General features: G+C 63.1%; 9 protein-coding genes. 6 read left to right on the forward strand and 3 right to left on the reverse strand.

What is annotated here, in order from left to right; genetic code table 11:
• Positions 1-94: 94 nt before the first annotated feature.
• Complete coding sequence (locus I6E73_RS02175) at positions 95-2257, forward strand: ATP-dependent Clp protease ATP-binding subunit (RefSeq protein WP_197122776.1); 2163 nt, start codon at positions 95-97, stop codon at positions 2255-2257.
• An 82-nt stretch (positions 2258-2339) separates the two neighbouring features.
• On the opposite strand, the gene I6E73_RS02180 is transcribed toward I6E73_RS02175, so the two are convergent.
• Entirely contained in the window at positions 2340-3176 is an 837-nt protein-coding gene (locus I6E73_RS02180; protein ID WP_197122778.1) for an exodeoxyribonuclease III, read from the reverse strand.
• Positions 3177-3247: 71 nt separating this feature from the next.
• On the opposite strand from I6E73_RS02180, the gene I6E73_RS02185 reads away from it, so the two are divergent.
• The 3 genes from I6E73_RS02185 to I6E73_RS02195 are packed head-to-tail and all read left to right on the forward strand — an operon-like array spanning position 3248 to position 5427.
• The gene (locus tag I6E73_RS02185; protein WP_197122780.1) at positions 3248-3391 is read left to right on the forward strand and encodes a hypothetical protein; all 144 of its coding nucleotides are present in this window, start codon (positions 3248-3250) and stop codon (positions 3389-3391) included.
• 30 nt (positions 3392-3421) lie between these two features.
• Positions 3422-3973: an orotate phosphoribosyltransferase gene (gene pyrE / locus I6E73_RS02190; protein WP_197106708.1), complete on the forward strand. Its 552-nt coding sequence runs from the start codon at positions 3422-3424 to the stop codon at positions 3971-3973.
• Positions 3970-5427, forward strand: a complete 1458-nt coding sequence (locus tag I6E73_RS02195) for a septum formation family protein (protein WP_307784198.1) — start codon at positions 3970-3972, stop codon at positions 5425-5427. Before pyrE ends, I6E73_RS02195 begins: the two co-directional genes overlap by 4 nt.
• Before the next feature lie 46 nt (positions 5428-5473).
• Here the strand turns inward: I6E73_RS02195 and I6E73_RS02200 are convergent, their stop codons facing one another.
• Entirely contained in the window at positions 5474-6247 is a 774-nt protein-coding gene (locus tag I6E73_RS02200; protein WP_197106707.1) for an HAD-IIA family hydrolase, read from the reverse strand.
• Entirely contained in the window at positions 6244-7104 is an 861-nt protein-coding gene (locus I6E73_RS02205; protein ID WP_197109293.1) for a site-specific DNA-methyltransferase, read from the reverse strand. Before I6E73_RS02205 ends, I6E73_RS02200 begins: the two co-directional genes overlap by 4 nt.
• Positions 7105-7393: 289 nt before the next feature.
• On the opposite strand from I6E73_RS02205, the gene I6E73_RS02210 reads away from it, so the two are divergent.
• Complete coding sequence (locus I6E73_RS02210) at positions 7394-25570, forward strand: DUF11 domain-containing protein (RefSeq protein ID WP_197122782.1); 18177 nt, start codon at positions 7394-7396, stop codon at positions 25568-25570.
• Positions 25567-26016, forward strand: a complete 450-nt coding sequence (locus I6E73_RS02215; RefSeq protein ID WP_197109295.1) for a hypothetical protein — start codon at positions 25567-25569, stop codon at positions 26014-26016. The genes I6E73_RS02210 and I6E73_RS02215 overlap by 4 nt, the downstream gene beginning before the upstream one ends.
• Positions 26017-26043 lie beyond the last annotated feature (27 nt).

Raw genomic sequence — 26043 nt, forward strand, 5'->3', positions numbered from 1 at the left:
GATCTCTCGAAGTACACAGCGTTCACCTAGCCACGAGTGACCGCGCGGGTATAAAGTTGAGTCATCTCAACTCAAGTTTGTGGAGGGTTTGTAAATGGCGAACATGCAGGGTGCCCCAAGTACCGATGACGAGCAAAAAAGTGCTCTCGAAAAGTACGGGGTAAATCTCACCGAGATTGCACGCAGTGGCAAGCTCGACCCCGTGATCGGACGTGACGCCGAAATTCGTCGTGTCAGTCAAGTGCTGACGCGACGCACGAAGAACAACCCTGTACTCATTGGTGAGCCCGGTGTCGGAAAGACGGCCGTTGTTGAAGGCCTCGCTCAGCGCATCATCGCCGGAGACGTTGCCGACTCCCTCAAAGACAAGCAGCTCATCTCCCTCGACCTCGCTGCCCTCGTCGCCGGTGCCAAGTACCGCGGCGAGTTCGAAGAGCGCCTCAAGGCCGTGCTGAAAGAGATCAAAGACTCCGACGGCCAAGTCATCACCTTCATTGACGAACTTCACACCCTCATGGGCGCTGGCGGTGGCGACGGTTCGGTCGCGGCATCCAACATGCTCAAGCCCATGTTGGCCCGTGGCGAACTGCGATTGATCGGTGCCACAACGCTCGACGAGTACCGCCAATACATCGAGAAGGATGCCGCACTTGAGCGCCGCTTCCAGCAAGTGTTCGTTGGTGAGCCTTCCGTCGAAGACACCGTCGCGATTTTGCGTGGCCTCAAGGAGCGTTACGAAGCCCACCACAAGGTGACCATCGCTGACTCCGCGCTGGTAGCAGCCGCAGCACTCAGCAACCGCTACATCTCGGGCCGCAAACTTCCCGACAAAGCGATCGACCTCATCGACGAGGCGGCAAGCCACCTCAAGATGGAGATCGATTCCTCGCCCGTTGAGATCGACAAGCTCAAGCGTGCCGTTGATCGCCTGCGCATCGAAGAGCACGCTCTCAAGAAGGAGAAAGACGAGGCGTCGAAGGCGCGACTCGCAAAGCTCCGCGAAGATCTCGCCAGCCAAAGCAAATTGCTGAACGAGTTGGAAGGGCGCTGGAAGCTCGAAAAGGCGAGCCTGACCGACGTCGGTGAGCTGAAGACTCGCCTCAACGATGCTCGTATTGCCTCCGAGCGCGCGATGCGTGACGGCGATTACCAAAAGGTGTCGAAGCTCGAGTACGAGACGATCCCGTCAATCCAACGCGCCCTCGTCACCGCCGAAAGCAACGAGCCAACCGGTCCCCGCATGGTCAATGACCAGGTGACCGAAGAAGACATTGCTGCCGTTGTGGCCGCGTGGACAGGCATCCCTGTCGATCGCCTCACCGAGGGCGAGACCGAGAAGCTGCTTCACCTCGAAGCAGAACTCGGCAAGCGTCTCATCGGTCAAAAGGAAGCGGTGCAAGCGGTCTCTGAGGCGGTTCGCCGCACGCGGGCCGGAATCTCCGACCCCGACCGCCCCACCGGCTCGTTCCTGTTCCTCGGCCCCACCGGCGTCGGAAAGACCGAGCTCGCGAAGGCTCTCGCTCAGTACCTCTTCAATGACGAGAAAGCTCTCGTGCGCATCGACATGAGCGAGTACGGCGAGAAGTTCTCCGTCTCGCGCCTCGTCGGTGCCCCTCCCGGTTACATCGGATTCGAACAGGGCGGTCAGCTGACCGAGGCTGTGCGCCGTCGCCCCTACTCGGTGATCCTGCTCGACGAGGTCGAAAAGGCGCACCCTGAGGTCTTCGACATTCTCCTGCAGGTGCTCGATGATGGTCGTCTCACCGATGGCCAGGGCCGCACTGTCGACTTCCGCAACGTCATCCTGATTCTCACCAGCAACTTGGGCAGCCAGTTCATCACTGACCAAGAGCTGCCGTGGGATGCCCGCAAGGCCGCCGTCGATGACCTCGTACGCAAGTCGTTCAAGCCGGAGTTCATCAACCGTCTCGACGACATCGTGGTGTTCCAGCCGCTCTCAACCGACGACCTTAGTCAGATCGTTGAGCTCGATATCGACCGTTTGGGCAAGCGCCTCACCGATCGTCGCCTGCAGCTTGCTGTGACCCCGGATGCTCGCACCTGGCTTTCGGAGCGCGGCTACGACCCCATCTACGGCGCACGACCGCTCCGCCGACTCATGCAGCGCGAGATCGACGACAAGCTCGCCAAGGCGTTGCTCGCTGGCGAGATTCGCGATGGTGACACCGTGCTCGTGGGGCTCGCCGAAAACGGCGAAGGCCTCAAGGTGTCTCGGTCGGAGCCTGACGCCGGCTAAACCGCGCGCTAAGGCAACCGCTAAGGCAACCGCTAAGGCAACCGCTAAGGCAACCGCTAAGGCAACCGCTGAGATGAACCGCTTAGAGAAACATGGGCCGATCGTCGTCGTTCTCGGTGTCGATCGCGAGTTCGACGACAACGGGAACGTGGTCGCTTGGGCCATCGCCCTTGCGCTCTTCGCGGTCGATCGATGCGCCCGTCACGAGTTCGTCGAATGCGGGCGAACCGAGCACGAAGTCGATGCGCATTCCCTCATTGCGCGGGAACCGCAGGCGCTGGTAGTCCCAGTAGGTATAGCCCTCGATGTTGCGGCTGCGGAGAGTATCGATCATCCCTGCTTCTTCAAAGGCCCGGAAGGCTGCGCGTTCGGCGTCGCTCACGTGAGTCTTGCCCTCGAAGGCTGCGATGTCCCAGACGTCGTGATCGAAGGGGGCAATGTTGAAATCACCCATCAGGGCGAGAGGCTGTTCCGGATTGTCGCGCATCCATTGAGCAGCTTGCGTCTTGAGGTTAGCGAGCCACTCGAGCTTGTAGGGGTAGTGCGGGTTGTCGAGCTCGCGGCCATTGGGCACGTAGAGGCTCCAGAGTCGGGCACCCTCAACGGTGACGCCAAGCGCGCGCGCTTCGATCGGCACCGTGCCGTCATCGAGCGCTTTGCCAAAGCCGGGCTGGGTGTCGAAGCCGACCGAGACATCCTCCATGGGAAGGCGGCTCGCGAAGGCCACGCCATTCCACTGGTTGAGGCCGTGGAGCTCGACCTCGTAGCCCGCTTCGGTGAACGCTTCGAGAGGAAATTGCTCGGGCTTGCACTTGATTTCTTGCATCGCCAGTACGTCAATATCTTCGCGGAGCAGCCAGTCAACGACGCGGCTGACTCGGGTTCTGATGGAGTTCACGTTCCAAGTGGCAATGAGCATGCTTCAACGGTAATAGGTCTACCCCCGCATTGGGCGACGACAGGGGCGGCCCCGCCCCGTAAAGTCATCGTATGCAGCAAGATATCCTTCTCGATGAAGCTGCGGCGAAGGCTGACCGTCTCGACCGCCGCAACGCGACAATCGTCGCCACCTTGGGCTTCGTGGGCGTCACCATCTCGGGTGTTTTGCTGGTTTTCGGCGAGACCATCCTCTAGGAGGTCCGCGACAATGGGTATTCTGTACTCGTGACCGACGCCAAGCAACAGCTCATTGAGCACATTTCCGCCGATGCCGTGTTCCACGGTGATTTCACTTTGACGAGCGGAAAGAAGGCCACCTACTACGTCGACATGCGTCGCGTCAGCCTCGACCACCGCGTCGCTCCGCTCATCGGTCAGGTCATGATTGACCTCATCGCCGATGTGCCAGACATCGTTGCTGTCGGAGGGATGACGATGGGGGCCGACCCGATCGCCGCCGCAATTCTTCACCAGGGTGCGGCCCGCGGCCTCACCTACGACGCTTTTGTCGTGCGCAAGGAGCCCAAGGATCACGGCCGTGGTCGTCAGGTCGAAGGGCCTGAGCTCGAAGGCAAGCGCGTCATTGTTCTTGAAGACACCTCGACGACCGGTGGTTCACCACTTGCTGCTATCGAGGCGCTCGAGAAAGTCGGCGCCATTATTGCCGGCGTTGCCGTTGTCGTTGATCGTGACACTGGCGCCAAGGAGCGCATCGAGGCCGCCGGCTACCCCTACTTTTCAGCGATCGGGCTTGGTGATTTGGGGCTTACTCCGTGACCTCTGGCGACAACGGCTCGGGCGCTGGTGACAACCAGGAACCTCGCGAGTCCTCCTTCAACTGGGGACTCACTCCGACCGAGCCCGAAGCGCCACCCAAGCCCACACGGGCAACTCCTGTAGAGCCGGAACAACCCGACGATTCTGACGTTCCGGCGAGCTCACCGGCACCCGAACACCCCCAGGCTCCTGCGGCTCCCCAGGCGCCCACACCTCCGCAGGTTCCCGAGCATCCCGAAACATTCGTGGCCCCCGCTGTTCCGCAGCCGACCGCGCTTGAAGTTCCTTTGCCGCCAATGACCCCATCGCCGGGCACGCCGCCGCCGGCAACGCCCGAGGTTCCCGGTCTTCTCAAGCTCCCGCCGATGCCGGGCGAACAGCCTCCCGCGCAGCCGCCAGCATTCCCTGCCGGGTCGCCAGCGGCCGCCCACGCGGCCGATCCTGCGCAGCCTGCCGATCCCGCCGATCCTGTTATTCCTTCGCGAGAGCCTCTCATCGAGCCGCCGCCGACCGAAGCAATCAACGTCGCAGACCTGCCAACGGGCGCCATGGATATCTCTGATCTCCCCACCGGGGCGATGGATATTTCCGACCTCCCCACTGGCGCGATGGATATCGCCGACCTGCCAACCGCCGCGATGGATGCCGCCACTCGGCGACAGGCTCAGCTGCCGGCTTCGGTTGACCAATCGCTGGAAGGCGCGACCGAAGTCATGGGAGCGCAGTCGCTCGAAGGCATCTCGGCAGAGTCGGAATCCGTCGAGCACGACGCCGTGAGTGACCTCTTCGGTGAAGACAAATTCGTAGAGTACGAAGATCAGGCTCTCGTCGCGCAGGTGCCAGCGGTCATTTCACGACCGCGGGTTCCCCAGCCTCCGCGGCCACCGATTCCGCGCGGTCAATTGATCGGGCTGGCTATCGCCGGAGGTCTGGTCGCGGCGCTCGCCTTGGTCGCCCTGTTCTTGGCGGGTACTCGCCTCGGCCCCTCCGTAATGCCTGCTGCGGTTGCCTCGCCGACCCCGTCGGCGACAGCTACTGCCATTGTTCCCGTTGTGGGCCCGGTAGCGCCGGGAACCTATCAGTGGAATGAACTCGCCGGCGGCGAGTGCCTTGACCCCTTCGCTTCTGCCTGGGAGCAGGAGTACACCGTGATCGATTGCACGCAGCCTCACGCCGCGCAGTTGCTCACGATCGGCCTGTTCGAGGATGCTGCGTCTGATCCTTATCCAGAAGCGGAAGAGCTCGCATCGCGCACAGCGACAGCCTGCTCTACGGACGCTGTGATCGACTTCGCGGCGGCGCAATCATTCTCTAACCTCGAAATCGTGGCGAGCTTCGCTGCAACAGCGAGCGACTGGGATGCCGGAAACCGCGACTACTACTGCTTCGCGACGCGCTCCGGTGATGCCGCTCTCACGACATCCGTCGCTCAACCGCAAACGCCCTCCGAATAGCGGGTTGGCCGGGGCTGCCGGTTCAGAGTGATCGGTGCGTGGCCAACTAGTTCAGTAGGTCCGCGACGCTGTCGAGAACTTCGTTGGGGCGGAACGGGTAGCGGTCGATTTCTTTCTGATCGCTGATTCCGGTGAGCACGAGAACAGTGTGGAGACCCGCCTCGATGCCGGCGACGATGTCGGTGTCCATGCGGTCACCAATCATGCCGGTGGTTTCGCTATGGGCGCCGATCTTGTTGAGCGCCGAGCGGAACATCATCGGGTTCGGCTTGCCGACGATGTAGGGCTCCCGACCAGTGGCCTTGGTGATGAGAGCAGCGACCGCGCCCGTTGCGGGCAAGGGGCCGTCAGCACTCGGGCCGGTGGCATCCGGGTTGGTCACAATAAAGCGGCTGCCGTTGCCGATGAGGCGGATCGCCTTGGTGATGGCTTCGAACGAGTAGTTGCGGGTTTCGCCAATCACGACATAGTCGGGGTTGGTTTCCGTCATGATGAAACCGGCTTCGTGAAGGGCGGTCGTGATGCCAGACTCGCCGATGACGAACGCGCTGCCGCCCGGAATCTGCTCTTTCAGGAAGTCAGCCGTCGCGAGCGCAGAAGTCCAAATTGCCGACTCGGGAACATCGAGACCCGATGCCTTGAGCCGGGCGCTCAGATCGCGCGGGGTGAAGATCGAGTTGTTCGTGAGCACCAAGTAGGGCTTCTTCTCATCGCGCCACTGCTTCAGCAGCTCTGAGGCGCCGGGAACGGGATGGTTCTCATGAACGAGAACACCATCCATGTCGGTGAGCCAGCATTCGATTTCGTCACGATTCCTCATGCGCTCATGTTAGCGAACACCGTCTCCTCTGACAGCCGTTTGGTGATGATGGCGATCGCGTCGGGATTCTGTTCGACGAGGACCACGCGACGCTTGAGGGCTTGGGCGACGGCACCGGTTGTGCCGCTTCCGGCGAAGAAATCGAGCACCCAATCGCCGGGCTGGCTGGATGCCTGAACGATGCGTCGCAGTATGCCTTCCGGCTTCTGCGTGGCGTAGCCCGTTTTCTCTTTACCGGTAGGGGACACGATGGTGTGCCACCAGACATCCGTCGGTAGTTTGCCGCGGGCTGCCTTTTCTGGTGTCACAAGACCGGGCGCCATGTAGGGCTCGCGGTCGACTTCTTCGTTATTGAAGTAGTAGTTCTTCGGGTTCTTTACATAGACAAGGATCGTGTCGTGCTTCGAGGGCCACTTCTTGGTGGCGCGGGCGCCATAGTCGTAGGCCCAGATGATCTCGTTGAGGAAGCTCTCGCGCCCAAAGAGAGCGTCGAGAGCGACTTTGGCGTAGTGCACTTCGCGGTAGTCGAGGTGGAGGTAGAGGGTGCCGCGGTCGTCGAGCAGGCGCCATGCCTCCTGCAACCGTGGCTCTAAGAACTCCCAATAATCGGCGAACGTGTCGTCGTAGGAATACAACACTCCCTTAATCGTGTCGTAACTGTTGCCTCCGAAGCCCACGCGCGTACCTTCGGTCGAGCGTTGAGTGGTTAAGGCTTGACGGCGCTGCGTCCGCCCAGTGTTGAACGGGGGATCGATGTAGATCAGCCGGAAGCTTTCGTCAGGCAAAGTGCTGATCACGGGCAGGTTATCGCCGTGCACAACAAGGTCGGGTCCATCGGAGGTCCAAGGCGGCTGCATCCCTTGAGATTAACAGCCGGTGGCGCGCTCGGGTCACACCGGCACGAAGCACCCTATGAGGTCGCTAAGAATCAGAGCTCTAGCCCCAGTGCGGGGCGGCTTCGGCTGGTTAGGCTGTCCAAAACTTCGACCAACGGTTTATGGTTGGAGGAGATGCGCTCACCCGAAGGGCTATTCGTTGACGATGCGATGACCCGCAAAGTCAGGGATTTTGACTCGGGGGAGAGAAATAGTGCGGCACAACAGCAGCAACGTGGAGCGCACGCAGCGTAGTGCTCGAAGCGCGTTCATGCGTGGCGTCGCATCTGTCGTCGCCTTCGGTCTTCTCGTGGCCGGACTGACTGTCATGCCGTCATCGCCCGCCGAAGCTGCCGTCGTGCAGTGGGGAACCAACGCCGGTACGTCGCCGAGCTACCAAACCACCGTCAACGGTGACTTCCTCATGGCCGGTAACGGCGTTCTCGCCTGTAACCGACCGCTCTACTCGGCGGCGCAAATTGGCACGTGTATCGACCTACACTCGGCATCGGGCGGAAACGGCAATACGGCCAACGACAACTTCTACCTCGAAAACTCGAACACGGTAGCCGGCTTCACCACCAACTCGAGCTCGGCAAACATCACCATCCCCGCGGGCGCCGGCGTCAAGAAAGCCTTCCTGAGCTGGAGCGCCAACACCGGTGCCTACACGGGGATCACGGAAAATGCGTGTGCGAGCCCGAACGCGACGCGCGGCACCGCTCTTATGCCTGCCGGTTCGGCAACCGGTTATCGCACCGCGCCCGCCAAACTCAAGGTGGGCACTGGCGCCGTCACTACCGTGGCGCCGACGACACTGCTGGAAGACCCGGTCGGCACGCCCTCGTCGATTTATTACAGCGCAAGCGCTGACGTCACCACAGCTTTCGCTGGAGCGGTCACGGGAACCCCGCTCACGGTATCCGCTGGTGACCTGTGGGCACCGCAGGGTGCTGGTTGCTACGCCGGCTGGACTCTGACGGTCGTCTACGACTACGGCATTTACATTCCGAGCCAACCGCTGTCGCAGCCGCACCGCATCATCTTCTACGAAGGTCACGTTCGCATGACCGCCGCAGAGGCGCCGCTGACGGTTGCTTTCAACGGTTTCAGCGCGATTGCCACCGGAACTCGCGCTGGATTCTCGCTCTACGAGGGTGACCGCATCATCCAGGGCGACATCGCTGAGTATTCGCGCGGCAACGGCGGCTACACCCAGATAGCGAACAGCGCGGGCAACAACAACAACATCGGAATCGGTCGAGGAGAGGGCTCTGTTCGCTACACGGCACCCACCGATATTGGCCCCTTCACTAACCAGAGTGTGGATGTCGCGACCGTCAACCTAGCCAACGTGCAGTCCGGCGACACTTCCGTCAACCTCCGCATGAGCACGAGTGGCGACTCGTACCTGCTGCAAAACGCGATCCTGTCCGTGCCCAGCGCCGGAATCAATATCTCCAAGAGCTATGACGGAACGCTCGACCAGCAATCGCGCACGGCAACAGAACCGGCAACCTTCACGATCACCGTGACCAACTCAGGCGTCGGGGTTCTGCAGAACATTGTCGTCGCAGACGACCAGACCAACTGTGCACGCACATTGACCGGCGTGACGCTTGCCCCGCTTGAGTCGTATACGTACACGTGTGTTGCGAATGGTCCAACGACCGCCAGCTACGACTCGACTGCCTCAGTGACGGCGAGCACTGTGGTGGGAAATAGTCCGGCGACAGGCAGCGACTCCACTCGCGTTCTGCTTTCCTCTCTCTCGCTCGCCAAGACGAGTGCGCTCGCTGGTGGAGCAACCGGTCGCGCCGGCGACACCCTGAACTACACGTTCACCATCAAGAACAACGGTGACTCGCCCCTTACCGGAGTAGCGGTCACTGACCCGCTGCCCGGGCTTTCCGCCATCGCCTACTCCTGGCCGACAGGAACCGCTGGCGCCCTCGCCGCTGGTGCCTCCGCGACGGGAACGGCAACGTACACGCTGACGCAGGCAGATGTCGATGCCGGTTCGATCGCGAACACGGCGAGCGCCACCGGCACGGATGCCGACGGCGGTATCAAGCCTGTCGCGACGGCCAACCGCACCACGCCCATCCCGGTGAATGCTGTTCTCGAAACCAAGAAGACGGCCGCCTATGCCGGTGCCGGAGTCGGCAATGTCGGCGACGTCGTGAACTATTCGTTCTCCGTAAAAAACACGGGTAACGTCACGCTCACCTCGGTCACCCTGACCGACCCTCTCACCGGGCTGTCCGCGATCGCGGTCACCTGGCCGGGAACCGCGGGTCGTCTCGCACCGGGTCAGACCGCCACAGGAACCGCGACGTATACGGTGAAGCAGGCGGACGTTAACACCGGAAAGATCGTGAACCAAGCGACGTCGGCTGGCCGCACCCCCAAGAACGTCGCTGTCACGGGCCTGAGCAACGAGGTCACGCTGGCTACCGCGCCTGCAGCTCCCGGGCTCACCACCACGAAGTCGGGAACAGTAGCCAATCCCAAGGGCGTTGGCAGCGTCGTCACCTATACCTTCAGCGCCAAGAACACCGGAAACGTGACGCTCACCGGTGTCGCCATTGCCGACCCGCTCGTCGGTCTCTCCGCTCTGACCTACTCGTGGCCGGGAACCGCCGGAACTCTGGCTCCGGGCCAGACCGTGACCGCCACCGCGACGTACACCGTGAAGCAGTCCGATGTTGATGCTGGATTGGTGCGCAACACCGCCACCAGCTCGGGAACATCACCCAGCGGCACCGCCGTTACTGCGGCATCCCCTCGCGTTGATGTTGCGCTGCAAACTCGCACTCCCGCTGTTTCGCTGACGAAGACGGGTGCGCTCGCGGGCGGTTCCACCGCTGGCAGCACCGTGAACTACTCCTTCGTTCTGACGAACTCGGGCAACGTGACGCTGACCAATGCGGGCATCACCGACCCGCTCTCGGGCCTCTCTTCGATCACGTACGGCACGTGGCCGGGCACCGCCGGCACTCTCGTGCCCGGTCAGTCCGTCACGGCAACCGCGACCTACACCGTGAAGCAATCGGATGTCGATGCCGGTGCGGTCGTGAACAGTGCGACGGCGAAGGCCACACCTCCGACCGGTGCTGACGTGACGCGGACGACTCCCGCGACGGTTCCGATCACGGCTGACGCCAAGATAGTTGTCACGAAGTCGGGCGCGTACACGACAGGATCCGGCGCTGTCGGCTCGGTTGTGACCTACACCTTCAGCGTGAAGAATGACGGAAACGTCACCCTCAGCCAGGTGGCTTTGGCCGACCCGCTCTCGGGACTCAGCCCCATCGCCGTGACCTGGCCCGGAGCATCCGGAGTATTGGCTCCCGGTCAGACGGCTACGGGAACCGCGACGTACACGGTGAAGCAATCCGACGTGGATGCGGGTTCGGTTAAGAACACGGCAACGGCTACGGCGAAGACTCCCACCGGCGGCGCGGTGACGCAGGCCTCCACGCAGTCTGTAGTGCCCACGGTCGCACCGACTCGACTCATCACGACCACGAAGTCGGCAACGATTGCCGGCGGCGCAACGGGCAAGGTCGGCGACGTCATCAGCTACGCGTTCAGCGCGAAGAACGACGGTAACGTCACACTCTCCGGTGTCACGATTGCTGACCCGCACGCTGGCCTCTCGGCGCTGACCTACACGTGGCCCGGCGCCACTGGCGTGCTCGCACCCGGCCAGACCGTCACCGCAGTTGCGACTTACACCATCAAGCAATCCGATGTGGATGCCGGCTCGGTCAAGAACATTGCCACCGGTAGTGGAACTCACGCCGGCACTACCGTGAGCAACCCCTCGTCTGAAATCACCGTTCCGACCGTCGCTGCAAACCCGGTCGTCACCACGCTCAAATCGGGGGCGCTCGCCGCCGGTTCGACCGGCCGCGCTGGCGACACCGTGAACTTCTCGATCAAGCTCACCAACTCGGGCAACGTCACCCTGACCTCTGTCTCGGCCACCGACACGCTCCCCGGTCTCTCGGCGCTCACCTACGGCACGTGGCCCTCGGGCACGACTGGCACACTCGCGCCGGGCCAGTCGGTTACGGCGACAGCGACCTACACCCTGAAGCAGTCTGACGTGGATGCCGGCTCGGTCTCGAATACCGCGACTGGTTCGGGAACGCCGCCCACCGGTGCCGCAGTGACCAGCACGAGCCCCGCCACGGTTCCGATCACCGCTGGCCCCGCACTGACCGTCTCGAAGTCGGGAGCGGTCACGACCGGAAACGGTTCTGTCGGCGACACCGTCACCTTCTCCTTCGTGGTGCGCAACACCGGTAACGTCACCGCCACTGGCGTTGGCATCTCCGACAGCCTCGTCGACCTCTCCGCCGTGACCTTCGGCACCTGGCCGAGCGGCACAGCAGGCACGCTTACTCCCAACACTCAGGTGACCGCTACGGCCACCTATCTGATCAAGCAGGCTGACGTTAACGCTGGCTCTGTGAAGAACACGGCCACGGCATCCGGAAGCACGCCGTCGGGCGGAACCGTGACGGCAACGTCCCCGCAGGCGGTCGTTCCGACGGTGGCGTCATCGCCCGCGATCGATACGCAGAAGACGGCAAGCGTTGCCGGAACCGGCGCTGTCGGCGATGTCATCACGTACACCTTCACCGCCAAGAACACCGGTAACGTCACCCTCACGGGCGTCTCGATTGCCGACCCGCTCACGGGACTTTCGGCTCTGACGTACGGCGCCTGGCCCGGTGGAGTTGCCGGAACGCTTGCGCCCAACGCGCAGGTCACGGCCACGGCGACCTACACAATCGCTCAGTCGGATGTCGACGCGGGTTCTGTCAAGAACACGGCGACCTCGCAGGGCTCGTTCGGGGCGACGACGGTCACTGACCCGTCACCTCAGATCACGACGCCCACGGTCGCCTCGGTTCGCACCATATCGCTGACCAAGAACGCGGTCCTCGCGGCGGGCGCAACCGGCGTCGCTGGCGATGCCGTCAACTACAGCTTCGTCGTGCGCAACACCGGTAACGTCACGCTCACGGGCGTCGGCATCACCGATCCATTGCCCGACCTTTCGGCCGTCACGTTCGGCACCTGGCCGAGCGGAACAGCCGGTCGTCTCCTGCCGCAAACACAGGTCACGGCTACTGCCACCTACATTTTGAAGCAGTCGGATATTGACGCCGGCTCAGTCGCGAACACTGCGACGACCCGCGGCACCCCTCCCACCGGTGCCGTCGTGTCGGCGACCGCTCCCGCTACCGTTGTCGTCGCCTCGAATGGTGCCCTTGCGGTAACGAAGACGGGTGCCGTCACGTCGGGTACCGGCGGCGTCGGTAGCACGATGACCTTCTCGTTCTCCATCACCAACCCCGGAAACGTCACGATGACGGGTGTCGCGATTGTGGATTCCCTCGTGGGCCTTTCCGCGCCGGTATACACCTGGCCGACCGCGACGGCCGGGCGACTTGCTCCGGGCCAGACGGCGACCGCGACCGCGACGTATACGGTCAAGCAGGCCGATGTAAACGCGGGCTCGGTAGCGAACACGGCAACAGTGTCGGGCAAGACTCCGACGAACGCAACGGTCACTTCTGCGCCGTCGACCGCGAACGTGCCCACGATCACGGGCGCCCCTGAGCTCACCACCACAAAGTCGGCGAACGTCACTTCGGGAGCCAAAGTCGGCGACTCGATCACGTACTCCATCGCGATCTCGAACACGGGTAACCAGACCATCACCGGCGTCGCTCTGACGGACTCGCTCGTCGGTCTCTCCACTCCTGTTGTCACGTGGCCGGGTGTGGCGGGAACCCTGGCTCCAGGCCAGACGGCTACAGCCCTCGCAAGCTACACCGTGAAGCAGTCGGATGTTGATGCTGGCTCGATCGCCAACACGGCGTCAGCAGCGGGAACAGCTCCGGGCGCGACTCCCGTCAGCGATGACTCCAACCCCGTGGTCACGACCACCGTTACTCCGGCGCCGACTCTCTCGCTCGTGAAGTCGGGCACGCTGCCGGCTGGTTCCACATCCGTTGCGGGCGAAGTAGTGACCTACAGCTTCGTCATCCGCAACACCGGCAACGTCACGATCACGGGTGCCGCGGTCAGCGACCCACTCTCTGGTCTTTCGTCGATCACGTATGGCACCTGGCCGTCGGGCACCACCGGAACGTTGGCGCCGAACACTCAAGTGACGGCCACCGCTACCTACACGGTGAAGCAGACGGATGTCGACGCGGGTTCGATCGCGAACACCGCGACCGCAACGGGAACGGGCGTGAGCGGCGGGGCTGCTGCTCCGGCGACGAGCAACGCGACAGTTCCTCTCGCTACGACAGCCAAACTCACGGTGTCGAAGACGGGCGCTACGGTAGCCGGGGCGAACAAGCTCGGCGACACCGTCACTTTCTCGTTCGTCGTCAAGAACACCGGAAACGTCACGCTCTCGAGCGTCGGCATCACCGACACTCTTCCGGATCTCTCGGCTGTCACCTTCGGCACCTGGCCGGGCGGCACGACCGGAGTTCTCGCTCCCAACGCGCAGGTCACCGCTACCGCGACGTACACAATCAAGCAGTCTGACGTGAACGCTGGCTCTGTGAAGAACACGGCTACGGCATCCGGAACGCCGCCATCGGGCCCCGTTGCTACGGCATCCTCGACCCAGGCTGTCGTGCCGACTGTTGCCGCTTCGCCTGCGCTCGTCACGACCAAGAGCGCTGTTGTCGGCGGCACGGGAACCGGCGCGATCGGTGACACCGTCACCTACACCTTCACAGCGCGCAACTCCGGTAACGTCACGCTCACCGGCGTCACGCTGACCGACCCGTTGAGCGGGCTCTCGAACCCCACCTACGCCTGGTCGGGTGGCGTTAGCGGCCAGCTCAACCCGAACGGAACCGTCACCGGAACCGCCACCTACACAATCACGCAGGCGGATGTTGACGCCGGCTCGGTCAAGAACATTGCGACCGCAACGGGTACGCCTCCCACGGGCGCTGCCGTGACTGCTCCGTCGCCGCAGCTCGTCACACCGACGATCGCTTCAGCACCGAAGATCGGTGTGACGAAGTCGGGCGCTCTCGCGCCGGGCGCGCAGGGCGTTGCGGGTGACGTTGTCACGTGGAGCCTCACGCTCACCAACTCGGGCAATGTGACGCTCACCTCGGTAGCGGTCGCTGACTCGCTTCCCGGCGTCTCCGCCGTGACCTATGGCACGTGGCCCTCGACGGCCGGAACGTTGGCTCCGGGCCAGAGCGTCTCGGCCACGGCCACGTACGTTCTCACGCAGGCCGACATCGACGCCGGCGCTGTGTCGAATACGGCAAACGGTGCGGGAACCCCGCCGCGCGGATCACCCGCAACGGCCACTGCTCCCTCAACCCTTCCGCTCGCATCGAACTCCAGCATCACGCTCGATAAGACCGCAGCCATTGTTTCTCCCGGCACGGGCGTGGTGGGTGACACCATCCGCTACACGTTCACCGCCGAGAACACGGGTAACGTAACCCTGACCAACGTGATCATCGCCGACCCGCGTCCCGGACTCAGCGCACTCACCTACGGAACCTGGACCAGCGGCACTGTTGGCCGCCTCGCTCCGGGTCAGACGATTACGGCAACGGCTGACTACGTCATCCGCCAGGCCGACCAGAACGCCGGCGTTGTGAACAACACGGCGTCCGTTTCGGGCAAGCCTCCCGCAGGCGCGAACGCCACGGCGTCGTCTGCTGCGGTAGCTACTCCGACCGCAACGCGCGTTCCCGGCATCCTCACCACCAAGACCTCGAGCGTGGCCGGAACCGGTGCCGTTGGCGATGTCATTACGTACACGATCACCGTTCGCAATACCGGAAACACGACTCTCACGTCGGTATCGGCGAGCGACCCGCTCTCGGGACTCAGCACGCTCACCTACGGCGCTTGGCCTGGCGGCGAGACGGGAACGCTGCAGCCCAACACCCAGGTTGTCGCCACCGCGAAGTACACGATCAAGCAGTCCGATGTGAACACGGGTTCGGTCACGAACACGGCAACAGGTCAGGGCACGTCGCCCTCCGCCGGCGTGATCACTGACCCCTCCGATGAAGTCATCACTCCGACCGTTGCGACGAACCCCGTGGCGACCTTCGCGAAGTCTGGCGCGCTCGCCCCCGGTTCCGTTGGTGTTTCCGGCGACGTCATCACCTACACCTTAACCACGAAGAACACCGGAAACGTCACACTCACGGGTGTCTCCGTCGCCGACCCGCTGGCTGATCTCGGCGCCATTTCGTACACGTGGCCAGGTGCCACAGGTGTGCTCACCCCGGGTCAAACCGTCACCGCTACCGCCAACTACACGGTGAAGCAGTCGGATGTGGATGCTGGCTCTGTCAGTAACGCCGCGACGGCCACCGTCACTCCGCCTTCCGGCACGCCCTTCAGCGAGACGGACTCAGAGACGGTCTCGATCACGCCCGCTCCCGGAATCTCGGTCAGCAAGGTTGCCTCCGTCGGTGGAACCGGTGCAGAAAACGACGTCATCACCTACACGATGACGATTCGCAACACGGGTAACCAGACACTCACCGTCGTGACGCTCATCGACAACCTGCCTGGTTTGAGCGCTCCGACCTTCGTCTGGCCGGGAGCGGACAATGAGCTTGCGCCAGGCCAGACAGCCACGGCGACCGCAACGTACACGATCGATCAAGACGACCTCAACGCCGGCGAAGTAACGAACACCGCCAGCGTGACCGCTCAAACTCCTGGTGGCGGCCCCGAGGTGGCGGCAAGCTCTGGCGCCGTCGTTGTCGCGACCGGTGCCCAGCGTCCCGAGCTCACGACAACGAAGACCGCCAGTGTCGTGCCGAGCCCGGCCGCTGAAGGCACCACGATCACTTACTCCTTCCTGGTGGAGAACACGGGAAACGTGACCATCGAGAACCTCGTTCTCAACGACCCGCTCCTGGGCGCAGCAACACCGACGTTGTCCGCGACATCACTCGACCCGGGTGAATCCGCCACAGCAACGGCGACCTACACGATCACTCAGGCCGATGTCGACGCCGGTTCGGTGACGAACACGGCGAAGGCTGCCGGTGCCACCACAGCAGATCCCGCCGTGCCGGTTGAAAGCCCGGTCTCTTCGGTGACGACTCCGACCGCGCCCGCCGCCCCCGGTATCTCGGTCACGAAAACGGGCACCGCCGCTCAAGACGCCGGCGACCTGATCGACTGGAGCTTCACTGTTACCAACACCGGAAACGTCACCCTCAGTGGCGTGACCCTCAACGATGCTCTCGCCGGCGTGACGCCCGTCTTTGGAACCTTCCCCAGCGGCATCTCTGGTCAGCTGAACCCCGGCGATAGCGTCTTGGCCACCGCTGACGACAACGTCGTGACGCAGGCGGATGTCGACGCGGGCTCCGTCGTGAACACCGTGACCGCATCCGGTACTCCGTCGCGTGGTGCCGTCGCCAATTCGACCACCGCCGCGACCGTGCCGCTGGCGCCGGACGCTGGCATCACGATCGTCAAGTCAGAAGACGCCACTCCCGCTGATCGCGGTCTCGGTGATCCCGTGAATTTCACGTTCACCGTGACCAACACGGGTAACGTCACGTTGAGTTCGATCAGCATCATCGACGAACTCGATGGTGTCTCGGCGATCTCGTATGACTGGACAGGTAACCCCTCCCAGACTCTCGCTCCCAATGCTGTGCTGACCGCGACCGCGACGTACGCCCTCACGCAGGAAGACATCGACCGCGGCTTCGTCGATAACGACTCAAGCGTGCTCGCTTCGACTCCTGCTGGAGCGATCCTCGATGAGGATTCCACCACCGTTACGGTCACCACCGAAGCGTCCGCCCCGGTTCTCGTGACGACCAAGGACGCCGTGCTCAACGGCACGGGTGTCGTTGGCGACACGATCAGCTACACGATCACGATGCTGAACGACGGAAACGTCACCGTGACGGATGCCGCAATCACCGACTCTCTCGCAGGGCTGAGCGCTCTCGTCTACGGCGAGTGGCTTTCTGGTGTGGACGGCGAGCTGGCTCCCGGCGAGTCCGTCTCGGCCACGGCGAACTACACGATCACGCAGGCGGATGTCGACGCTGGCTCGGTCAGCAACGTCGCGACCGGCGATGCCGAGTCCGCTCGCGATGGCGCAGCGGTGACCGATGATTCGCCTGCCGCGGTCACGCCTCTCGTTGCTCAGGCCCCCGCCATTTCGGCGACAAAGAGTGGCGCACTCGAGTCGGGTGCTGAGGGCGAAGCTAACGACACCGTCGAGTTCTCGTTCACCATCACGAACGATGGAAACGTCACGCTGACCGGCGTGACCTTGGCTGACCCGCTCGCTGATCTCTCGACAATCACGTACACGTGGCCCACCGCGACCGATGGTGTGCTTGCTCCTGGCGCCACGGCAACCGCCGTCGCGACCTACGAACTCAAGCAGAGCGATGTGGACTCCGGTTCAGTAGTCAACCTCGCGACGCCGTCGGGTATCGACCCCGGTGCCGTCACGGTTGATGGCTCCGAAGTGGTGGCAACCGTTGTCGTCGAGCCCGATGCGAGCCTCAGTGCGAGCAAGTCGGGCGAGCTCCGCGCTGGCGGAATCGGTCAAGTCGGCGACATCGTCGACTACGTGCTGATCGCGACGAACACCGGAAACGTGACACTCCACGACGGAGAACTGCTCGACCCGCTGCCCGGAATCACACCTCCGGTCATCACGTGGCCGACCGCAGCTAACCCTGGCGTTCTCAAGCCGGGCGAGTCCGTCACGGGAACCGCGTCCTACGCGCTCACTCAAGACGACGTTGACCGCGGATTCCGGGACAACACGGCGCGCGTTCAAGCCCTCACGCCGAATAACGTCGTTGTTCCTGCGATCACGAACACCGTCATCATTCCGACCGTTCGCCCCGCTCCTCTCCTGACCGTTGACAAGTCAGCGGTCGTTGCTGACGCTGGCGAACTCGGCGATGAGATCGCGTACTCCTTCACGATCACTAACGACGGAAACATCACCGTCTCAGGTATCACCTTGGCCGACCCGCTGCCCGGCCTCGCCGATCTCACCGTGAACTGGCCTGCCGCCAACACCACGCAGTCACTCGCACCTGGTGAGAGCGTTGGAGCAACCGCAACCTACGAAATCACTCAGGGCGACGTCAACAACGGTGACGTCACCAACACGGCAACCGCGAGTGGAACCGACGCGCAGGGCACAGCGGTCACCGGCGACTCGCCTGAGGTCGTCACCGAGATCGTCGCCGCCGCTCCCTCGCTCAGCGCGACCAAGAGCGCGGCCCTTGCTGCGGGAGCAACGGGAGTCGCGGGCGACACCGTGGAATACAGCTTCACCGTCACCAACAACGGAAACGTCTCCCTGACATCCGTCAACCTCATCGATCAGCTGCCGGGACTCACTGGTGTGACGTTCGGCACGTGGCCGACGGCGACTGACGGCCTGCTCAATCCAGGCGACGATGTCTCCGCAACCGCAACGTACACACTGCTGCAGAGCGATATCGATGCTGGTTCTCTCGCGAACAGCGTCAACGCGATGGGCGTTCCGCCGACCGGATCTGCTGTGACACAGCCGGCCTCCGCAACGCTTCCGCTCACCCCAGCCCCCGACTTCACGATCGTGAAGACCGGAGACCTCGGCGCGCAGCTTGGCGAAGTCGGCGACGTTGTTGACTACTCCTTCAGTATTACCAACTCGGGCAACGTGACGCTCTCGGGTGTTGTGCTCATCGACTCCATGCCTGGTGTCAGCACTCCGGTCATCGTGTGGCCAGGGGCTGAACGAGTTCTTGCTCCCGGCGAAACAGCCACAGCCACTGCCGAATACACGATCACTCAAGACGATGTCGACGCGGGTTCTGTAACCAACATCGCTGAAGCCTTGGGTGCGACCCCCGACGGTAGCGAGTACTTCGAATTCTCCGATCCTGCGGTGAACCCCACCATTGAGCGCACGGCATCAGTCACGATCGACAAGGTCGGTACAACTCCGGATGGCGCGGCTCTTGGCGACCTCGTTCACTACAGCTTCACCGTGGAGAACACCGGAAACACGACCCTCACCGATGTTGCGATTGACGACCCGCTCGTCGGACTGTCGACCATCGTCTACTCCTGGCCCGGTGCCGCAGGCGAGCTCGCTCCTTCTGAGACAGCAACGGCGACCGCAACGTACGCGGTCACGCAGGCTGACATCGACCGCGGCTACGTGCGCAACTCGGCGGATGTCGACGCAACGTCACCGCTGGGTGCCGTTGACGATTCAGTCGGCCCCATCGATGTGCCGACCGTCATTGCTGCTGCAGCGATTGAAACCACCAAGAACGGTGCGCTCGAGGCTGGCTCAACTGGATTCGCCGGCGACATCATCGACTATTCGTTTACCGTGCGAAACACTGGAAACGTCACGCTCACGGGCGTCACGCTGACCGACCCGCTCACGGGTCTCAGCGCGCTGACCTACACGTGGCCGACCGCAACGGACGGCATGCTCGAGCCCGGCCAGAGTGCAACCGCGGTTGCCACCTACGAGCTCACGCAGGCTGATGTTGATGCGGGCAAGGTTGACAACACGGTGACGGCCGAGGGAACAACTCCTGCGGCAGGCACCGTCGACGACACTGCCGATGAGACAGTGACGATCACGCCAGCACCCGTGCTCACGCCCTTCAAGTCGGGAACGATTCTGAATGGTGGCGTCGGTGCTGTGGGCGACACCGTGCAGTACACGCTCACCGTGACCAACGACGGAAACGTCACCCTCTATGAGGGCCAGTTGCTCGACCCGTTGCCCGGACTCTCGGTTCCGGTTATCACGTGGCCAGATAGCGAAAAGCCTGGTGAGATTCCGGTTGGCGAATCTGTCATCGGTATTGCGACGTATGTAATCACGCAGGCAGACGTCGACCTCGGCTATATCCCCAACACGGCAGACATGTCGGCGAAGACCCCGCAGGGTGTTGTCATAGTCGAAGCCTCGAACGAAGTTATTGTGCCGATGGTGTTGCCGGCTCCGAACATCACGGTCGCGAAGTCTGGTGCGCCTCAGGGCTCGGCTGACCTCGGCGACACAATCGACTACTCGTTCGAGATTCTCAACTCGGGTAACGTCACGCTCGATTCCGTCACACTGACGGACCCACTGCCGAGCCTCTCGGCGATCACGATCACGTGGCCAACTCCGACAAGCCCTGGCGTGCTCGCTCCCGGTGAGATCGCCACCGCCACGGCGGACTACGAGATCACTCAGGAAGACGTGGATGCTGGCGCTGTTCTGAACATCGCGACCGCTGATGGCGTTGACCCCAACGGCACAGACGTCACCGATGACTCTGAAGCGAGCACCGTTCCGACCGAAACGATCCGCGCTCTCGTGGAACTCACCAAGAGCGGTGTTCTCGCTGACCCGGCTCGCGCCGATGAGGGCGACACCGTGAACTGGTCGTTCGAGCTCAGCAACACAGGCAACGTCACGCTGACCGGTGTGGAGATCGTCGATTCCCTTGCGGGCATCTCGGCTCTGACCTACACGTGGCCCGGCGCCGACGGCACGCTCAAGGTGGGCGAATCGGTAACGGCAACGGCGACATCCGCGCTCACTCAGGAGCAGATCGATGCCGGCACCGTAGAGAACGATGCTGTCGGTTCAGGCACCCCTCCGCGCGGCGACGCTGTGACTGACCCCGCGACGGCAGCAGTCGTGCTCGCCTCGCAGGCCAGCATGGCGGTGACCAAGGACGGCACTGTTGATGGTGCCGGCAACGCGGGCGACACGATTGACTACGACTTCAGCATCACCAACACCGGTAACGTGACGCTCACGCTCGTCAATCTGGTTGACGCGCTCGTCGGTGTCAGTAGCCCCGTCTTTACGTGGCCCGGGACTGCAGGAGAGCTGCAACCAGGTGAGACGGTTACGGCCATTGCTGATTACACGATCACGCAGGATGACGTCGACCGGGGCAGCGTCTCCAACGTGGCGACCGCCAGCGGAAAGCCGCCCATCGGTGACACGATCACGGTGAGCACGACGGTCACCGAAACGACCGTCGCTCCGGCCGCTGCTTCGCTGCTGCTGACCAAGTCATCGAGCACGGGTGCCAGCGCCGGTGTCAACGACATCATCACGTACACGTTCGAGGTTGAGAACACCGGAAACGTCACGGTCGATGAGATCGTGATCTCCGACCCGCTGCCAGGTCTCAGCACTCCCGTGGTCAACTGGCCCGGAGCCAACGGTGTACTCGCCCCGGGCACGACGGCAACGGCAACGGCAACCTACGCGATCACACAGGCCGACGTCGATGCCGGCGCGGTGGATAACACTGCTGTCGCCAATGGCACTTCGCCGACCGACGTTGCGGTGCCGAGCAACACGGCTCTCGAGTCGACGCCGACGGATGCTGCTGCCCCCGACATCCTCGTCACGAAGAGTGCTGCTCTGGCTCCGGGTTCGACCGGCTTCGCGGGGGACCTCGTCGAGTACGATTTCTCGCTGACGAACACCGGCAACCAGACCCTGACGTCGGTGTCGCTGGCCGATCCGCTTCCGGGCTTGTCTGCTCTCGTTTACTCCTGGCCCACCGCCACGGCCGGAACGCTGGCCCCCGGTGCTGTCGTTACGGCTACCGCAACGCACGAACTCACTCAGGCCGACATCGACTCGGGCTCGGTGGCCAACGTCGTGACCGGTAGCGCAACGCCGCCATCCGGGGTTGCATTCACCGAACAGGCTCCGGCTGCCGTGGCGATCGCCGCGAACGGCGAGCTAGAGGCTAAAAAGTGGGGAGTATTGCGTGCTGGGGGAATCGGCCAGGTTGGCGACTGGGTCGACTACCGCCTCGAAGCCACCAACACCGGTAACGTCACGCTGATCGATGGCGAGCTGCGCGATCCGCTTCCGGGGCTGAGCGTTCCCGTCATCACGTGGCCGAACCCAACACAGCCCGGCGTTCTGTTGCCGGGAGAGACCGTGCTCGGTGAAGCATCGGTTCAGCTCACGCAGGAAGACGTCGACCGCGGCTACATCTCCAACATCGCCGATATTGGCGCTACTGACCCGAATGATGATGACGTTCCGGCGACCACCAACGAGGTCATCGTCTACACGGTTCAGCCGCAGCCGAGCATGACGGTCGTGAAATCGGGCGAGATCGCCGTGACGGGCGAGAACGGCGTCGGCGACACCGTTGACTTCGAGTTCGAAGTTCGCAACACCGGAAATGTCACGATCGGTTCGATCGTTGTCACCGATCTGCTGCCGGGGATGACTACCCCCGACGTGCAGTGGCCAGCAGCGAACACGACGGAGATCCTCGCTCCCAACGAGACGGTAACCGCGACGGCTAGCTACGACATCCGTCAATCGGATGTCGACCGCGGATTCGTAGAAAACACGGCGAGCGCTACGGCAGTTCCGGTGCGCGGCGATCCGATCGCGGCCACCTCGAACACGGTCGAAGTTCCCACGGAGGCTCCGAACGTTGTGGTTTCTGTCACCAACACCGGCGCGCTGACGAACCCGGGCCCGGCTGTAGAGGGCGACACTGTCACCTGGAACTACAGCTTCACGAGCACGAGTAACGTGACGCTCTCGAGCGTTGAGCTGAGCGACTTTATTGGCTCGCTGCCCGCAGGCGATTACACCTGGCCCGGCGTCGCGGGCGTTCTCGCTCCCGGCGACACGGTCACGGCAGTTCGCGTGCAAACGCTGACTCAGGCCGATATCGACTCGGGTGCGGTGTCGAGCGTTGTCACCGGTGAGGGAACTCCTCCGGTGGGCGCTGCGGCAAGCGCCACTGCTCCGGCGACCGTCACTCTCGCGGCTGATGGCCTGTTGCAGGTAACGAAGTCGAGCGAGCTGGCTGTTGCGGGCGAGAACGGTCCTGGCGACACGATCGATTACACGATCGTGGTTACCAACATCGGAAACGTCACGCTGCGCACGGTGACCATCACCGACAGCATCGACAACGTTTCGATCAACTCGATCGTCTGGCCCGCCAACAGCGGCGTGCTGGCTCCCGGTGAGTCGGCGACGGCCAGTGCGACCTACGTTCTCGAACAGGATGACGTTGACCGCGGTTATGTCGACAACGCGGCATCCACCCGTGGCGTCACGCCGGGCGGCGACCCTGTCACGGCGACCTCGAACGTTGACCGGGAACTGACTGCAGTTTCTGACCCCAGCATCACAGCCGAGAAGTCGGGCGTAATGACCTCGGGTTCGGGTGAAGTCGGTTCTGAAATCACGTACAGCTTCATCGTGAAGAACACCGGAAACGTGACCCTGCGCCTCGTAGGAGTTCTCGACCCACTGATCGATGTTGTTCCCTCCGACCTCACCTTCCCGTCGGCCACCGGTATTCTTGGTCCGAACGAGCAGGCTGTTGGCTCCGTCGTGTACACCGTCACGCAGGCAGACGTCGATAACGGCACCGTGGAGAACACGGCGACCGCGATCGGTACTGCGCCCGACGGCAGCGAAGTGCAGGGCGTCTCTAACACGGTCTTCAACCCGACCGATGAGGCTGCACCATCCATCGTCACTTCCCACACCGCGGCTCTCGCTACGGGAGCAACGGGGGTGCTCGGCGACGGCATGGACTACACGTTCACCATCACGAATGACGGAAACGTCACGCTCGACGGCGTGACGCTCTCGAACACGATTCCGGGCCTCACCGGCTTCGTCTACACCTGGCCAGACCCGGCCGCTCCTGGCGTTCTCGCACCGGGCGAAAGTGTCACCGTCACGGCGACCCGTCTTGTTGATCAGGCGGATGTCGACGCTGGTGAAGTACGCAACGTCGCGACCGGCGAGGGTAACTCTCCTGCCGCAACCGCCGTTGATGCTGATTCTGCGGTGACTATCGTTCCGCTCATCGAAGCGCTGTCGAGCGTTGACATTGCCAAGGCTGGCGAACCTCGCGACACGGTGAACCCCGTCGTCGTTGGTTCGTGGATCGACTACACCTTCACCGTCGAGAACGCGGGCGAAACCACACTGAGTGGTGTCACTGTTGCTGACCCGAAGGTCGGAACGACTGCGGTCGTGTACGGCACGTGGCCGGCAGCAGCCGGCGTATTGGCTCCGGGGGAGTCGGTTACGGCAACCGCGAGCTACCAGGTCACGCAGGCTGAGTTCGATGCCGGTTCGGCATCCAACACTGCCAACGTGACATCGACGAACCCGGCGGGCGACACCGTGATCGACACCTCCAACACTGTTGTGGTGCCGACCGCAGCTGGCGACCCTGACATCCAAATCACGAAGACTCAGGTACTGGCCGCTGGCGCGACCGGCAACGCGGGAGACACCGTGGAGTTCACCTTCGAGGTCACCAACACCGGTGATGTCACGCTGAACGGTGTCACGATTGCTGACGACCAGATCGATCTCAGCACGCTGACGATCACCTGGCCGGGTGCTCCGGGCGTTCTCGCTCCGGGCCAGTCGGCCACGGCGACCGCAACGTACGTGCTCACTCAGGATGACGTGGATGCTGGTTCGATCAGCTCCGACGCCTCCACGGCGGGAACGCCGGCAGTGGGCGCTGTGGTGACGGATTCAGCCACCGGCTCAACGCCGATTGTCGAAGACCCGTCGATGACCATCACGAAGACGAGTTCGTTCGCGACCTTCGCTCAGCAGGGCGCGACCGTGAACTACGTCATCAAGGTCGTCAACACCGGTAACGTCACGCTCACCGCCGTCGTAATCAGTGATCCCAAGCTGGGCGTCTCCGCGCTCACCTACAACTGGCCGGGTACTCCGGGCGAGTTGGCTCCGGGGGAGTCGGTTACTGCAACGGCAACCTATGTGATCACTCAGGATGATGTGGATGTCGAACAGACCACGAACGTGGCCACGGTCGACGCGAACGCGCCCTCGGGTGCCATCGCGCCGGAAGAAGCAACCGACGTTCTCGCGATCCCGAACATGCCGAACATCGCACTGACGATTTCGGGTGTGCTCGGTGCGGGCCAGCAGGGCTACCCCGGCGATGTTGTGACGTTCACCTACGTGGCGACGAACACGGGAACGCTGCCGCTGACGAATGTCACGATCGCCGACCCGCGGTCGGGACTGTCGGCCATGCGCTATGGCACTTGGCCGGGAGCGATTGGTTCGCTCGCACCGGGCGAATCGATCACCGCAACGGCAACCTACGTCATCCGTGAAAGCGATGCCGGAACGACGCTGTACGAAACGGCAACGGTCACGAGCACCGAGATCAACTCGGGAGACCCCGTGGTCGCAACCGCACAGACAAGTTTGCAGCTACCTACCAAGGCACTCTCTTACACTGGGTCAGACCCCCGAGGAACCCTCGCAACCGGGTTGGGCACACTGCTCGCCGGCCTCGCTCTGATCCTGCTCGCCCGCAGAAGACAACGACAGGAAAATTCATGAAACTCCGCACACGACTGACCGCTACCGCTGTTCCATTTGCGATTCTCGCGCTCACGCTGGCGGGATGCACCAACGGCACTGAGGAACAGCCTGACGCCACCGAAAGCTCGGCAGCGGCAGAGCAGACCCCCGGGGTAACTGACATCACGGATGCTCCTGGCACCGGCGAGAACCTTGAAGGTGCTCTTGCTGATTCCACCGTTGAACAGTGCGAGCGCGATGGCGACGACTGGGTCGTGAACGGGTCTGTGACGAACTCCACCGATGCCAGCGCCACGTACCGCATCTACGTCTCACTGCTCAACGGAGCCAACGACACCCGCGCTCTCACCCAGGTGGATGTCGAGGCAACCGAGCCCGGCGCGACCACCGACTGGGAGACTGTCATTCCTGTCGCCGAAGACGAGCTCACCTGCGTGCTGCGCGTCGAGCGCTACGAAGGCTAGTCGCGAACGGTCGCCCCGCACAGGGCT

This window comes from Salinibacterium sp. SWN248, assembly GCF_015864575.1.
In the GTDB taxonomy this organism is placed as follows: domain Bacteria; phylum Actinomycetota; class Actinomycetes; order Actinomycetales; family Microbacteriaceae; genus Rhodoglobus.

Excerpts from the sequence above, each read along its gene's own strand:
- I6E73_RS02175 (WP_197122776.1), top strand. The coding sequence starts at position 95 with ATGGCGAACATGCAGGGTGCCCCAAGTACCGATGACGAGCAAAAAAGT.
- I6E73_RS02180 (WP_197122778.1), bottom strand. The coding sequence starts at position 3,176 with ATGCTCATTGCCACTTGGAACGTGAACTCCATCAGAACCCGAGTCAGC.
- I6E73_RS02185 (WP_197122780.1), top strand. The coding sequence starts at position 3,248 with ATGCAGCAAGATATCCTTCTCGATGAAGCTGCGGCGAAGGCTGACCGT.
- I6E73_RS02200 (WP_197106707.1), bottom strand. The coding sequence starts at position 6,247 with ATGAGGAATCGTGACGAAATCGAATGCTGGCTCACCGACATGGATGGT.
- I6E73_RS02205 (WP_197109293.1), bottom strand. The coding sequence starts at position 7,104 with ATGCAGCCGCCTTGGACCTCCGATGGACCCGACCTTGTTGTGCACGGC.
- I6E73_RS02210 (WP_197122782.1), top strand. The coding sequence starts at position 7,394 with ATGCGTGGCGTCGCATCTGTCGTCGCCTTCGGTCTTCTCGTGGCCGGA.
- I6E73_RS02215 (WP_197109295.1), top strand. The coding sequence starts at position 25,567 with ATGAAACTCCGCACACGACTGACCGCTACCGCTGTTCCATTTGCGATT.